The following is a 13,282-nucleotide window of genomic DNA, read 5'->3' as shown; positions in this document are numbered from 1 at the left end:
GGCGATTTCGATCCGGTTTCGCGGTCGATTCGGCAGCAGGACGATATCCCCTGGTGCCACCTTTGGCGATGGGATGCGGCACTCAGTGCCACACGTCACCTCTCCGTGGCGGAGTGCGCCCGCCGGCTCCGTTACGTATACGGCAAGATGATCGGGTGACCGACTCCAGTGCCTCTCTCTCCGGACCGTTCCCCGAGCCGGCCCTCATGCGCGAGCAGTACGTCACCGAGGGGCTCGAAGAGGCGGGGCTGCCCGCCGGCCCCATGGAACAGTTCGCGCTCTGGTTCAAGGAGGCGGCGGCCGCCACGGGCGCCGTGCACGAGCCGAACGCCATGGTCGTCTCCACCGTCGACGCCGAGGGCAGGCCCAGCTCCCGCACGGTGCTCCTGAAGGGCTTCGACGAGCGGGGCTTCGTCTTCTTCACCAACTACGACTCCCGCAAGGCCCACGAGCTGGCCGCCAACGCGCATGTCTCGCTGCTCTTCCCCTGGCACCCCATGGCCCGCCAGGTCATCGTCTCCGGCACCGCGGAGCGCGTCGGGCGCGAGGAGACGGTCGCCTACTTCCGCACCCGCCCGCACGGCTCCCAGCTCGGCGCCTGGGCCAGCGCCCAGTCGTCCGTCCTCACCTCGCGGGCCGAACTGGACCGCGCGTACGCCGACTTGGCGGCCCGCTACCCCGAGGGCGAACAGGTCCCCGTCCCCCCGAACTGGGGCGGCTTCCGCGTGACCCCGCGCGAGGTGGAGTTCTGGCAGGGCCGCAGAAACCGCCTCCACGACCGCCTGCGCTACGTCCGGACGCCGGACGGCAAGGACTGGCACCTGGAACGCCTGAGCCCGTGAGGGTTTAGCCCGTCCGGCGTTCGAGGACGAGTAGGCCGAAGGCCACGACAGGCGGCACGGCACACCCGGGGCGCCGCGCCTATCCCGCCAGGACCCTGTCCAGAAACGGCTCGACCGCCGCGCGCCACTCGCTGGGCTGGTCGTAGTGGACGAGGTGCCCCGCGTCGGCCACCTCCGCGTACTCCCCCCGGGGCAGTACGCGGACCATCTCCTGGGACTCGGCCCGGCCCAGCTCGCCGTCCAGGCCGCGCACGACGAGCGCGGGGCAGCGGACCTGGATCAGCTCCTCCCAGTGCGCGTCGTGCACCCACGTCTCGCGGGACTTGAGCATCTGGGCGCGGTCGAACACGGGCCGCCAGCCGTCGGGGCCCTCGGCCATCACCTCGGCGAAGAACTCGCCCCGCGCGGGGTTGGGCCGCTCCACCCAGGGATCGTCCTCGCCGAACCACTTGCGCACGTCGGCGAGGGTCGCGAACGGCACCGGCCACGACTTGAACCAGTGCTCCCACTCGCGCTGCGAGGCCGCGCCGAGCGCGGAGGCCCGCATGTCGCAGATGATCAGACCCCGGACGAGGTCGGGCCGGCGCGCGGCCAGCTGCCAGGCGGTGAGCGCTCCCATGGAGTGCCCGATGAGGACCGCGGGCGCGAGGCCGAGCTGCACCAGGGCGGCCTCGGCGTCCTCCACGTAGGCCTCGCGGGTGTAGGGGCCCTCCGGGGGCTTCTCGCTCTGCCCGTGGCCGCGCTGGTCGAGGGCGACCGCGCGGTGCCGCTCGGCGAGCCAGCGGGCGGTGCCCGCCCAGTGCGAGGCGCGGCCCATCAGGCCGTGCAGCAGGAGCACCCCGCCCTGCGACCCCTCGGCCTCCCTCAGCTTGGGAGGATCGGCGAACTCCCAGGCGGCGAGGCGTACGCCACCCGCGCCCGTCACGTCGATGCGCCGCACCATGTTTCCTGGCACCCCCCTAGATTCCGCTCGGGATCCACGCCTGGTCCTGCCCCACACCCCCGCACGCTATCGAACTCCCTTTCGAAAGCGGCGGGATTGCCGGTAACACCCCTCGTTCGGGTGACCACGCTCAAGGATTGACCGGCGTGGCCGAGGGGAGATCTTCATCGGGAGGCGGGCCGCTCGGGGACATCGGCCCGTGGGGGACGACCCTGGGAGCTCGGGGCTCCGGGTCAGCACAGGGGAGGACAGGTCCCGGCGCCCTCGGGCGCCGGGACCCTCACGTCCAAGCTCACCAGACGGGCACATCCTCCCGCCCCCTCTCCGGCCGCGCGGCCAGACCCGGCGCCGACACGGTCAAGAGCCCTCAAGTCATATGCCTCTCGCGACAGCCTCGCACGCGAAACGCTCGCGCGCTGCGGTTCCGCACACTGAATCTTGGATTCCGCAAGATCTGACGGAGATCTTGAAACCCTGTCAACTATCCCGCTAGTAGCGGAAGTTGACGCCCGTGTCCGCATGCGGTGGCGGTGCGCTCGAAAGCCGGTGCCCTCAGTGCTGGCTCGGCGCTTGCTCAGTGCTTGCTCAGTGCTTGCTTAGCACTGCTCAGCACTGCTCAGTGCTTGCTCAGCGCTTGGCGACGAAGACGTGCGAGGCGATCTCCGAGGACAGCTCGGCGGCCTCGCCGCTGCTGCCCACGAGCACGCCACCCGGCGACTCCGTCACGCTCACCACCGAGCCCGGCTGCACACCGGCCCGCCGCAGCGTGTACATCAGCTGGGCGTCCGTCTGGATCGGCTCGCCGATACGGCGCACGACGACCGTCTTGCCCTCGGTGCCCGGGTCCAGCTCCGTCAGGGAGACCATGCCCTCGTCCAGGAACGGGTCCGCGCCGTCCTTCTCGCCCAGCTCCTCAAGACCCGGGATCGGGTTGCCGTACGGAGACTCGGTGGGGTGACGCAGCAGTTCGAGGACGCGGCGCTCCACGGCCTCGCTCATCACGTGCTCCCAGCGGCACGCCTCGGCGTGCACCTGCTCCCATTCGAGCCCGATCACGTCGACGAGCAGGCACTCCGCCAGGCGGTGCTTGCGCATCACACGGGTGGCCAGACGGCGGCCCTCCTCGGTGAGCTCCAGGTGGCGGTCGCTGGCGACCGCCACCAGGCCGTCGCGCTCCATCCGCGCCACGGTCTGGCTCACCGTCGGTCCGCTCTGGTCGAGCCGCTCGGCGATCCGGGCGCGCATGGGGACCACACCTTCCTCCTCCAACTCGAGGATGGTGCGCAAATACATCTCAGTGGTGTCAATCAGCCCCGACATGGGTGCCCCTCAGAATTCGCTCGTGCGCTGGCCCTGCCCTCAATTCTGACGCATACCACTGACAACCGTGTCGCGCCGTGGGAAAACCCGCCCCGGGACGTCCGGTGACCGTGTTGACAGGGCGCTGGTCCAGACCGCAACGTGATGCGAATGAGCTCCAAGAGCGAGAGCAAGCTGGCCGGTCAGTATTTCGACGCCGCCATCGACCTGCTCCAGCGGGTCCGCGACGAGGAGTCCGGAACCATCGCGGAGGCCGGCACCCTGCTCGCCGACGCGGTCGCGTCCGGCGGGCGCCTGTTCGCCTTCGGCGCCGGGCACTCCTCGCTCGCCGCGCAGGACGTCGTCTACCGCGCGGGCGGCCTCGCCCTGATGAACCTCCTCGCCGTGCCCGGCGTGGTCGGCGTCGACGTGATGCCCGCGACGCTGGGCTCCGCCCTGGAGCGCGTCGACGGCCTCGCGGGCGCCGTGCTCGACTCCTCCCCGGCCCGCCCCGGCGACGTACTCGTGATCATCTCGCTGTCGGGGCGCAACTCCCTGCCGGTGGAGATGGCGATGAACGCCCGCGCGCTCGGCCTGAAGGTCATCGGGGTGACCTCCGTGGCGTACGCGACGGAGACCCGCTCGCGGCACGTCTCCGGGACCTTCCTCAAGGACCACTGCGACCTCGTGGTCGACTCCAAGATCGCGGTGGGGGACGCGGAGCTTTCCCTCGACGGGGTCGACGCGCCGTTCGGTCCCGCGTCCGGCGTCGTGACGAACGCGCTCATGCAGGCGATGACCGCGTCCGCCGTCGAACAACTGACCTCGCGAGGCATCCAGCCGCCGCTGCTCCGTTCGGGGAACGTGGACGGGGGCCACGACTGGAACGGCCGGGTCTTCCAGGAGTACGGGGACCGAATCTTCTATCGGCGTTGAGGAGGCCCCTACCGAGCGGTGAAGCGCGGGGCAAACGGGTGGGTGGGAAAGGTTCTTGCCGAGCCACGAGCACCCGAGCAGGCAGCACCTGAGCCACCAGCACCCGAGCCCTCACCCCCCAGGCCCCCCGGCCAGATCAAGCGAGGCCGCGACCCGCGCGGCGACACTCTCCGCGTACACCGCGTCCGCCCGCTCGAACTGCCCCCGCCCCGCCCCTCGTAGAAACGTCACCACGCCCAGCGTCCGCCCCCGGCTGCGCAGCACCGCGCACAAGGCGTGCACGGAGTCCTCCGGCCACTGCCGGGCGCTCGCCCACGCGCGGGCCCGCTCCGCCGAGGCCGCCCCCGCGCTGGCCCGGACCGACCCCGCCCGCTCCGCGCACTGCGGCGCCGGATGCCCCTCGGGATAGCGCACCGGGATGCCCGCCATGGTCACCGGAAGGCACGGCCCCGGCGGCCCCGCGGGCGTCGCCGCGACCCGCACCAGCCGCACCGGCTCCTCACCCGCCAGCAGATCCACCAGCGCGTGATCGGCGAACCCGGCGAGCGCGAAGTCGAGCTGGACGGTGGCCGCCTCCATGGGGTCCTCGCACTCGGCGGCGGCCCGCGCCGCACGGTGCAGCTGCTGGGAGCGGAAGCGCAGCTGCGAGGCCTCCTGCTCCGTCAGCTTCGCCTCCGTCACGTCCTGGAAGAGCCAGCCGACGCCCAGCGGCACCGGCTCCTCCGCCAGCGGGGAGGCCAGCCGCAGAAAGCCGCTGCGCCAGCACCGCCGCTCGAAACCGTCCTCCTGGCCGTCCCCGGCCCGCACCGACACCCACAGCTCGGCGGGTGCGGGCGGCGCCCCCTCGGCGAGCACGTGGGCCAGCGCGCTCTCCAGCTCCTCGACGCCCTGCCCGAGCAGATCGGCGAGGGGCCGCCCGAGGACCGCCGTACGCCCCACGCCCAGGGCGCGGGCCGCGTGTTCGTTCACCACGGCGGGCCGCAGATCCGCGTCGACGAGCACCACGCCCCAGGTGGCGTTCTCGAAGAGCGCCTCGCTCAGGGCGATGGACCGCTCCAGGTCTATCTGCGCGTGGACCTCGCTGAAGGCGCAGTACACCCCCGCGGGCTTCCCGTCCCCGCCGCGCACGGCCGCGGACTGCATCCGTACGAGGACCCGCCCGCCGTCCTTGGTCACCAGCGCGAACTCGTGCACCTGCCGCCCCGGCGCGTCCATCGCGGACAGCAGCCGCCCCTCGACCTCCCCGGCGTCGGCGGGCCGCACGGCCCACCCGGAGAAGCCCCGCCGCCCGACGGCCTCCGCCGCCGACCACCCGAGAACCCGCTCCGCCTCGCGGTTCCAGTGCGTCACCACACCGTCGGCGTCGAACGCGCACAGCGCCGCGTCCATCCCGTCCAGCAACGCCGCGAGCAGCTCCGCCCCGCCGGGCTCGGGCTCTTCAGGGCCCAGTTCGTCAGTAGTTCCGCTCTGCCGCGCAGCACTCACCCCGAACCCCCTACAGACCGTGTCCTCAGATCATTCAACTCGAACGTGACGCAGCCCACAGCGAATTCCCGGAAGTCGGAGGGATTCGGCGGTGCGCGGAAATTGGGTTGTGCGGCGCGAGGGGCGGTTCCTAGGCTGGCGTGCACACGAGAAGGGAGGTGGTTCGGCAGATGTATCGAAACCGGACGCGTGAGGTGACTGCGGGCTAGCGGCCCGTCGTCGCAACTCGAATTCGGCGCCGGACCCGCACGTGTGGTGTGTGCAGCCGGCCCTATTCCCAAGCAGTCACCCGACCCGCGAGCCGCCGGTACGTCCGGCCGGCTTCCTCCGCCCGGCCCGTCCGGTGCGGCAGGAACCACGGCTCGCGGGTCGTCTGCGTCAGCGGACGACGTCGAGGACGTTCAGCTGGAGGCCGTTGGCGTACGCCGCGTGCTCGACCAGCTTCAGCTGCTGCTTGTCCTTGTCCGTGTCGCTGAACAGCCGCTTGCCCGCGCCGAGCAGCAGCGGGAAGACCAGCAGGTGGTAGCGGTCGATCAGGCCGGCGTCCGACAGGGCGCGGTTGAGGTCGGCGCTGCCGTGCATGATGATCGGGCCGCCCTCGGTCTCCTTCAGCGCGGCCACCTCGTCCAGCGAGCGCAGGATCGTGGTGTCGCCCCAGTCCGACACCAGGTCGCCCTCGCCGAGGGTGGTGGAGACGACGTACTTGGGCATCGTCTTGTAGGAGGCGAAGTCCTCCATGCTGGGCCAGACCGGGCTGAACGCCTCGTAGCTGACCCGGCCGAGCAGTATCGCGGTGGCTTCCTCCTGCTCACGGCCCTTGATCTCGAACGCCTCCGGGAGGAACTCGATGTCCTTGAAGGTCCACCCCGAGTTCCGGTAGCCGGGTTCGCCGCCGGGGGCCTCCACGACGCCGTCGAGCGAGACGAAGGCAGAGCTGATCAGGGTGCGCATGTCGGGTCTCCAGGTATCTCGTGCATCTCGTGCACCTCGTTGAGCAACTGACGACACATTTGACCGGCGGGAGCCGAGAAAGTCATCGGTCGGTGGCCGGCCCCGTTGTCGGCGCTCCTTGCCGGCCCCGCTGTCAGCCCTTGCTGACCGCCGTGAGGATCTCCGGGAGGCTGCGGGCGAGACGCGGCGCCGAGAGGCGCAGCCCGCCCTCCGAGAGCGCCCAGCCGTACGCCGCGCCCAGGGGAAGCAGGAGCCAGCTCCAGGAGTCGGCGGCCGAGGCGTGCAGCCAGATCGTGAGGGCGAGGACCGGGGCGCACAGCAGGGCCGCCGCGACCATCCCGCCGAAGATGGAGATCCAGGCGAGGCCCGCCTGGCCGGGGGCCACGTTCTTGTAGCCCTCCTGCGGGATCGAGTACGGGAACCGGGCCGAGGACCAGGCGCCCGTCGCCAGCATCGCGCCGAGCAGCGCGAAGGAGAGCCCGAGGACCTCCGGCAGGGCGGGCCAGTCACCGAGCACCGCCGTGGTGAGGACGGTGACCAGCGTGGCGTACGGGAGGGTGATCACCAGCAGCGCCAGGGCGCGGCCCCGCAGCTCCACGTACGCGTCGCGGGTCGAGGAGATCGTCATCGCCACCATCCAGAACGCCGAGGTGTCCTGGCCGAACTGGTTGTACATGAGGATCCCGAGCATCCCCGCCGCGAAGCACGCGAAGTACACCGATCCCGTGCCCTGGAGGGCGTTGAAGAGCGGCACGATCAGGCCGATGGCCAGGGACGTCACCCAGGCCGCCTTCGTCTTCGGGTCGCGCCGGACGTACCGCAGGCCGCGTTCCATGACGGTGCCGGTGCGCCCGGCGGGGAGCAGCCCGCCGAGGGCGCCCGAGGCGCGTGAGGTGCCCTTCTCCGGCTCCGCGGCCGCCAGTGTCGAGCCGTCCGGTGTCGTCATCAGGCGGGTCAGGCTGTGCTGCCAGAGAGCGAGGAGCGCCACCAAGGCGGCGGCGGAGAGGAAGAGTTGCGCCGCGCCGGTCGCGTACGAGCCCTCGCTCACGGAGTCCACCGCGCCGAGCGCCGCCGCCGGGGGGATCCACCGCACGACGGCCGCCGCCGGGTCGAGCGTGGAGAGCCCGGACGAACCGAGCTTCTGGGCGCCGAAGTTGACGGCCTGCGCGCCGAGCGCGATGAGCAGGCCGCTCAGGACCGCGAGGTCACGGCCCTTGCGGCTGGTGAGCAGGCGGATGTTGGCGGCGGCGACCGCGCGGGCGAGGGTCACGCAGGTCAGGACGGTGAGCGCGGTCGCGAGGACGCCGGTGACCGCGGCCGCCGCGCCGCGGGCGAGCGCGATGGTCGCGCCGACGGCGAGGCAGAGCGTGAACAGCGGACCGATGCCGACCAGCGACGCCACGAGGAGCGCCCGCACCAGCGGCCGGGGCCGCAGCGGCAGCATCACCAGGCGGGTCGGGTCGAGGGTCTCGTCGCCGCTCGGGAAGAACAGCGGCATGACCGCCCAGCCGAGCGCGAGGACCGCGACGAGGAGTACGCACACGGTGGCGGCGTGCGGGTTGCCGCGCAGCGCGATCAGGCCGAGGAGCTGGAGCGCGGCGAAGAGGAGGGCGAAGCCGACCGAGGCGATGTAGGCGGCCCGGCGCCCGGCCGACTGCCGCAGGCCGTTGCGCAGCAGCGACAGCTTCAGGCGTACGAGGACGGGGGTGATCGCCGATGCGTTCGCGACGGCCGTCATCGCGCCCCACCGCCCAGCCAGTCGAGATCGGAGCCCGCGTCACGGCCGTGCGCGCCGACGAGTTCGAGGAACGCCCGCTGGAGCGAGGGCGCCGCGCCGCGCACCTCGGCGAGGGTGCCCTGGGCGCGGATGCGGCCCGCGGCCATGACGGCGACCCAGTCGCAGAGCGACTCGACCAGCTCCATGACGTGGGAGGAGAAGACGACGGTGGCGCCGGACGCGGTGTAGCGCTCGAGGACGCCGCGGATCGTCTGGGCCGACACGGGGTCGACGCCCTCGAACGGCTCGTCGAGGAACAGCACTTCGGGGTTGTGGAGCAGCGCGGCGGCGAGGCCGATCTTCTTGCGCATGCCGGTGGAGTAGTCGACGACGAGTTTGTGCTGGGCGCCCGCGAGGTCGAGGACGTCGAGGAGCTGGGTCGCGCGCTTGTCGACCTCGGCGCCGGGCAGGCCGCGCAGGCGTCCGGTGTACGCGAGCAGTTCGCGCCCCGAGAGCCGCTCAAAGAGGCGCAGGCCCTCGGGGAGTACGCCGATGCGGGCCTTGACCTGGACGGGGTCGCGCCACACGTCGTGGCCGACGACCTCGACGGTGCCCTGGTCCGGTCGGAGCAGGCCGGTGACCATGGAGAGGGTGGTGGTCTTCCCGGCACCGTTCGGCCCGACCAGACCGATGAACTTGCCCGCGGGCAGATCCAGGTCGATCCCGGCCACGGCTACCTGCTCGCCGAACCGCTTCCAGAGCCCCTGAACCCGTACCGCCGCCGAAGCCACCTCGGTCACCGCGCCGCCCTCCGTCACAGCTTGCCCCGTGCCCGCACGATACGGGGGCTTCTGTGTGCTCGGGGACCTGCGGGCCGGGTTGTGGCTGGTCGCGCAGTTCCCCGCGCCCCTTTGGGGCGATTCAGCGCCGGGCCTCCCGGCCACACGCATACGCCAACGGCGAGATGATCTCCTCCACGTCCGGCAGCCAGCGGTTGGCGGCGGTCGGGCGGCAGGCCCACTGGACCGCGCCCGAGGCGCCGAAGCGGGTCGGGGGAGCGGCCACGTAGGTGCCCTCGCCGAGCGCGACCAGGTCGATGGCGGCGGGCGGCCAGCCGAGCTTGCGGACGAGTTCGGGCACCTTGGCGGTGGCGCCGGGGAGTACGAAGAACTGCATGCGCCGGTCCGGCGTGCAGGTCACGGGGCCGAGCGTCAGCTCCATGCGTTCCATGCGGGCGAGGGCGAGGAACCCGGCGGTCTCGGGCACGTCGATCGCGTCGAACGTACGCCCGGTGGGCAGCAGGATCGACGCCTTGGGCTGCTTCTGCCACAGCCGCCGGGCCACGGTCGCGCTGCCGGTGGCCTGGGTCGGCCAGTCCTCGCGCGCCGGGTGTGCGCCGGGTGAGGCGCACGCGGTGTCGCCGCACGAGCAGCGCTCGGTGCCCTCGGCCGACTCCAGCCAGGTACCGGGGAAGATGTCCCAGTGGCGCTCCTCCGCGTATCGCACGGCCGTGTCCAGCAAGGCTTCTCCGCGCTGCTTCGGGATCTGCGCGGCTGACGTGACTCCGATGGTCTCTTCCACGGAGTTCTCAACTCCCGCCACCACCGCGGGTTACGGGCGCACGCGAGGGCGGAGGAGGAGCATCGATCCTGCGAGCGGGGCGCATGGGTGCACGGCCGGGGGCGCGCAGGGGAAATGGCATCCATGTGCGGGTAGCCAGCTCAAGGGCAATCAGAAGGCGCCTCGGAGGAAGCCTCTGGGGAGATTCGTACATTTTAGTACTTGTTGTTCTTCATTGCTTCTTATGCCTCTTTCGTGGCGCATCTTCGCCTTGCCCCAAGGGCATTGATCGTCGTGAGGCGGCCTCGGCGGCCGCCTTGTCTCCGATGGTCCACGGTGCACACAGGGGGTAAGCCATGGCCGCCAGGCCACTCGTCGCACGGCAGCCCAACGAACGGCTGCAAGCGCTCATCCAGGAAGCCGGCTGCTCCAACGCCGGTCTCGCCCGCCGGGTCAACATGTGCGGCGCGGAGCACGGTCTCGATCTGCGCTACGACAAGACGTCGGTGGCCCGCTGGCTGCGCGGGCAGCAGCCGCGCGGGCGGGCGCCCGGCATCATCGCGGAGGCACTCGGCCGCAAGCTGGGCCGGACCGTCACCATCGACGAGATCGGCATGGCGAACGGCAAGAACCTCGCCTCGGGCGTGGGGCTCCAGTTCTCGCCGACCGTCCTCGGCGCCATCGAGCAGGTCTGCGAGCTGTGGCGCAGCGATGTGGGCCGCCGTGACTTCCTCTCCGGTTCGACCGTGGCCGCCTCCGCGCTCGTCGAGCCCAGCCGCGACTGGCTGATCTCCTCGACCGACCCGCAGGTCGGACGGACCGCGGGGCCGCGCGTCGGGATGGCGGACGTGGCGGCGGTCAAGGCGATGACGGAGGCGCTGACCCGCCTCGACCACCAGTACGGCAGCGGGCATGTCCGTCCCGTCGTCGTGCACTACCTCAACTCCGTGGTCTCCGGGCTGCTCGCGGGCTCCTACCGGGAAGCGGTCGGGCGTGAACTGTTCGCCGCCGTCGCGCGGTTGACGGAGCTGGCGGGCTACATGGCCGTGGACACGGGCCAGCCGGGCCTCGCCCAGCGCTACTACATCCAGGCGCTGCGGCTCGCGCAGGCGGCCGGAGACCGGGGCTACGGCGGGTACGTGCTCGCGGCCTCGATGAGCCACCTCGCCGCCCAGCTCGGAAATCCGCGCGAGATCGCGCAGTTGGCGCGGGCCGCGCAGGAGGGGACGCGCGGGCGGGTCACGCCCCGCGCCGAGGCGATGTTCTACGCCGCCGAGGCGCGCGGGCACGCGCTGCTCGGGGACGCGCGGGCCACGCAGGTGGTGGCGGGCCGGGCGATCGAGGCGATGGACCGGGCCGCCGGCGAGGCGGACTCGGGCGACGACCCGGTGTGGATCCGGCACTTCGACCATGCGTATCTGGCCGATGAAATGGCGCATTGTCACCGGGACTTGGGCCAGGCGGACGCGGCGGCGCGCAGCGCGCAGGAGTCCCTCGACGGACATCCGGAGACGCGGGCCAGGCGCCGCGCGATCGGTCTGGTCCTGCTCGCCACGGCACAGGTCCAGCGGCGCGAGGTCGAACAGGCCTGCCACACAGGCATGAAGGCCGTCGAACTCCTCGGCACCCTGCGGTCCAACCGCGGCGCGGAGTACCTGGAGGACTTCCAGCAGCGCCTTGAGCCCTACCGGGAGGAGCCGGTGGTAAGGGAGTTCGGGGCGCGGGTCGACGTCCAGGCGGCGTGAGGCGCGCGGGCGCGCGTTGTACAGCGTCCGGGCGGGAGGTTTCGTTACTCCCGCCACTGGGCATGAGCTGCTGTTCCGAGCTGCGTGGCAGAGGGCCGCGGGGACCCGGTAGCGTGAGCCGACGGTTCCGTAGGTCCCCCATACGTAGGAGTCCCGGTGACGCAGCAGAGCGGTCAGGGCGCTGCTTCCTCCGATCCGCGGCAGCCCGCGGATCGGCCAGCCCACGAGGGCGTCGTGCTGCCCGCGGACGGCAGCGAACCGCTGCTTCCCGGCACCGCGGGCCGGGAGACCACCCCGGCGGGCGGCACCCCCTGGGGCCAGCCCTGGGGGCCCGAGACGGCCGGCCCGCCGCCGGGCGGCCGGGGCGGGCAGTGGGAGACCCAGCAGCCGCAGGCCATGCCGCTGCCCCCGGAGGGCGCGGGCGCCGCGTACGGCACGGGCGCCTCGTACGGCCAGGATGCTCCGTACGGCACGGATGCCTCGTACGGCACTGGTGCCTCCTATGGTGCGTACGAGGGCCAGGGGTACAGCGGTCAGCAGGGGTACGCCCCTCAGTCCCCCGAGCAGCCCCAGCGGCCCGCCCAGGGTGACGCCTCTTACGGCGGGCAGCGGATGCCTCTGCCGCCGCTCGGCCAGGGCGGCGCCCCGCTGCCCCCCGTCGCCGCGCCCGGCGCCCCGATGCCCGGCGTCGGCGGATCCGACGCCGAGGCCACGCAGTACATCGCGCCGGTGCCCGCCGCCGGTGCCGACGAAGGGGCCACGCAGTACATACCCCCGGTGGGACCCGGGGCCCTGCCGCCCGAGGCTCCCGCCGCCGACGCCACGCAGTTCCTCGGTCGCGCCCAGGACCCCACGCCCGCCGCCGCGTCCGACAGCGAACCCACCCAGTACATCGCGCCCGTCCCCGGCGGCAGCGGCCCCGCGGGTCACGGAGGGCCGCCCGAGCCGGGCGCCGCGCCCTACGGCATCCGCCCCGGCGCCCCCGGTGACCGGCAGCCGCCCGCCGAGTTCGACAGCCTCTTCCGCACCGAACCGGACGCCGGGGCACAGGGCCCCGCCTCCACGCAGCAGATGCCCCGTTTCGAGTCCCCCGCGGCCGCGCCCGCCCCGGCTCCCGCGGCTGCTCCCGCTCACGGGGGCGGGCATGGCGGGCGCCGAAGCCGCACCGGATCGAAGGTGCCGCTCATCGCCGCGATCGGCGTCGGCATCGCCGTGCTCGGCGTCGGCGCCGGCGCGCTCCTCAGCTCCGGCGGCGGTGACGACGCGGAGGCGGACGACAGCAAGCCCGTCTCCGCGCCCGCCCCCGCCGACGAGCGGCCCTCACCCACCGCCGACCCCGCCAAGGCGCAGGCGGTCGCCCTGGACAAGCTGCTCGCCGACAGCAACAACAGCCGTGACATGGTCATCGCCGCCGTGCGCAACGTCGGCAAGTGCCAGAACCTGAGCCAGTCGGCGACCGACCTGCGCGCCGCCGCCAAGCAGCGCAACGGCCTGGTCACGCGCCTCGCCGGGCTGAAGGTCGACAAGCTCCCGGCCAACGACCTGCTGACCTCGTCCCTCAACCGGGCCTGGAAGGCGTCCGCGTCAGCCGACAACCACTACGCCGCGTGGGCGGACCAGGTGGCCGGCAAGAAGGGGTGCAGGAAGGGCCACGCCCGAAGCACCCCGCAGCAGGGCGCGGGCAACCGCGCGAGCGGCCAGGCGACCAGCGCCAAGGAGCAGGCGGCCAACCACTGGAACGCGATCGCCCGCAAGTACGGGCTGACCACGCGCGAGAAGTCCCAGCTGTAGGTCCCGGCGGGAC

Annotated in this window: 11 protein-coding genes; 4 read left to right on the top strand and 7 right to left on the bottom strand. The window is 72.5% G+C overall.

Features of this window, described 5'->3' with window-relative positions; translation table 11 throughout:
- The first annotated feature begins 137 nt into the window (after window positions 1–137).
- Window positions 138–842, top strand: a complete 705-nt coding sequence (gene pdxH / locus CP975_RS15300; protein ID WP_425474319.1) for a pyridoxamine 5'-phosphate oxidase — start codon at window positions 138–140, stop codon at window positions 840–842.
- A gap of 79 nt (window positions 843–921) precedes the next feature.
- Here the strand turns inward: pdxH and CP975_RS15295 are convergent, their stop codons facing one another.
- The gene (locus tag CP975_RS15295; RefSeq protein ID WP_055526918.1) at window positions 922–1,785 is read right to left on the bottom strand and encodes an alpha/beta fold hydrolase; all 864 of its coding nucleotides are present in this window, start codon (window positions 1,783–1,785) and stop codon (window positions 922–924) included.
- A 627-nt stretch (window positions 1,786–2,412) separates the two neighbouring features.
- Entirely contained in the window at window positions 2,413–3,105 is a 693-nt protein-coding gene (locus CP975_RS15290; protein ID WP_030787715.1) for an iron-dependent transcriptional repressor DtxR, read from the bottom strand.
- Window positions 3,106–3,255: 150 nt separating this feature from the next.
- Between CP975_RS15290 and CP975_RS15285 the strand changes: the two genes are divergently transcribed.
- Window positions 3,256–4,020, top strand: a complete 765-nt coding sequence (locus CP975_RS15285; protein WP_150477003.1) for an SIS domain-containing protein — start codon at window positions 3,256–3,258, stop codon at window positions 4,018–4,020.
- Between the two features lie 111 nt (window positions 4,021–4,131).
- On the opposite strand, the gene CP975_RS15280 is transcribed toward CP975_RS15285, so the two are convergent.
- The 5 genes from CP975_RS15280 to CP975_RS15260 form a co-directional block, all read right to left on the bottom strand.
- Window positions 4,132–5,505 (bottom strand): PAS domain-containing protein, encoded by a 1,374-nt coding sequence (locus tag CP975_RS15280; protein WP_150477002.1) that lies wholly within the window; start codon window positions 5,503–5,505, stop codon window positions 4,132–4,134.
- A 378-nt stretch (window positions 5,506–5,883) separates the two neighbouring features.
- On the bottom strand, window positions 5,884–6,456 hold the full coding sequence (locus CP975_RS15275) for a dihydrofolate reductase family protein (protein ID WP_055534589.1): 573 nt from the start codon (window positions 6,454–6,456) through the stop codon (window positions 5,884–5,886).
- A gap of 133 nt (window positions 6,457–6,589) precedes the next feature.
- Entirely contained in the window at window positions 6,590–8,194 is a 1,605-nt protein-coding gene (locus tag CP975_RS15270) for a hypothetical protein (RefSeq protein ID WP_055534591.1), read from the bottom strand.
- A complete protein-coding gene (locus tag CP975_RS15265; RefSeq protein WP_425474318.1) occupies window positions 8,191–8,964 on the bottom strand; it encodes an ABC transporter ATP-binding protein in 774 nt (257 codons plus the stop codon). The genes CP975_RS15270 and CP975_RS15265 overlap by 4 nt, the downstream gene beginning before the upstream one ends.
- A 130-nt stretch (window positions 8,965–9,094) precedes the next feature.
- Complete coding sequence (locus CP975_RS15260; RefSeq protein ID WP_055534595.1) at window positions 9,095–9,754, bottom strand: bifunctional DNA primase/polymerase; 660 nt, start codon at window positions 9,752–9,754, stop codon at window positions 9,095–9,097.
- Window positions 9,755–10,089: 335 nt separating this feature from the next.
- Here CP975_RS15260 and CP975_RS15255 point away from each other — a divergent pair, with 335 nt between their 5' ends.
- Window positions 10,090–11,478: an NsdA family TPR-like regulatory protein gene (locus CP975_RS15255; RefSeq protein WP_055534597.1), complete on the top strand. Its 1,389-nt coding sequence runs from the start codon at window positions 10,090–10,092 to the stop codon at window positions 11,476–11,478.
- 156 nt (window positions 11,479–11,634) lie between these two features.
- Window positions 11,635–13,269 (top strand): hypothetical protein, encoded by a 1,635-nt coding sequence (locus tag CP975_RS15250; RefSeq protein WP_150477000.1) that lies wholly within the window; start codon window positions 11,635–11,637, stop codon window positions 13,267–13,269.
- Window positions 13,270–13,282: the final 13 nt, after the last annotated feature.

Source organism: Streptomyces alboniger (genome assembly GCF_008704395.1).
Lineage (GTDB): Bacteria > Actinomycetota > Actinomycetes > Streptomycetales > Streptomycetaceae > Streptomyces > Streptomyces alboniger.
The sequence above is the reverse complement of the archived record's forward strand: the minus strand, read 5'-3'. Positions and strand labels throughout refer to the sequence as shown.

Coding starts and splice junctions, on each gene's coding strand:
- CP975_RS15295 (WP_055526918.1), bottom strand. CDS start 1,785: ATGGTGCGGCGCATCGACGTGACGGGCGCGGGTGGCGTACGCCTCGCC.
- CP975_RS15290 (WP_030787715.1), bottom strand. CDS start 3,105: ATGTCGGGGCTGATTGACACCACTGAGATGTATTTGCGCACCATCCTC.
- CP975_RS15285 (WP_150477003.1), top strand. CDS start 3,256: ATGAGCTCCAAGAGCGAGAGCAAGCTGGCCGGTCAGTATTTCGACGCC.
- CP975_RS15275 (WP_055534589.1), bottom strand. CDS start 6,456: ATGCGCACCCTGATCAGCTCTGCCTTCGTCTCGCTCGACGGCGTCGTG.
- CP975_RS15270 (WP_055534591.1), bottom strand. CDS start 8,194: ATGACGGCCGTCGCGAACGCATCGGCGATCACCCCCGTCCTCGTACGC.
- CP975_RS15255 (WP_055534597.1), top strand. CDS start 10,090: ATGGCCGCCAGGCCACTCGTCGCACGGCAGCCCAACGAACGGCTGCAA.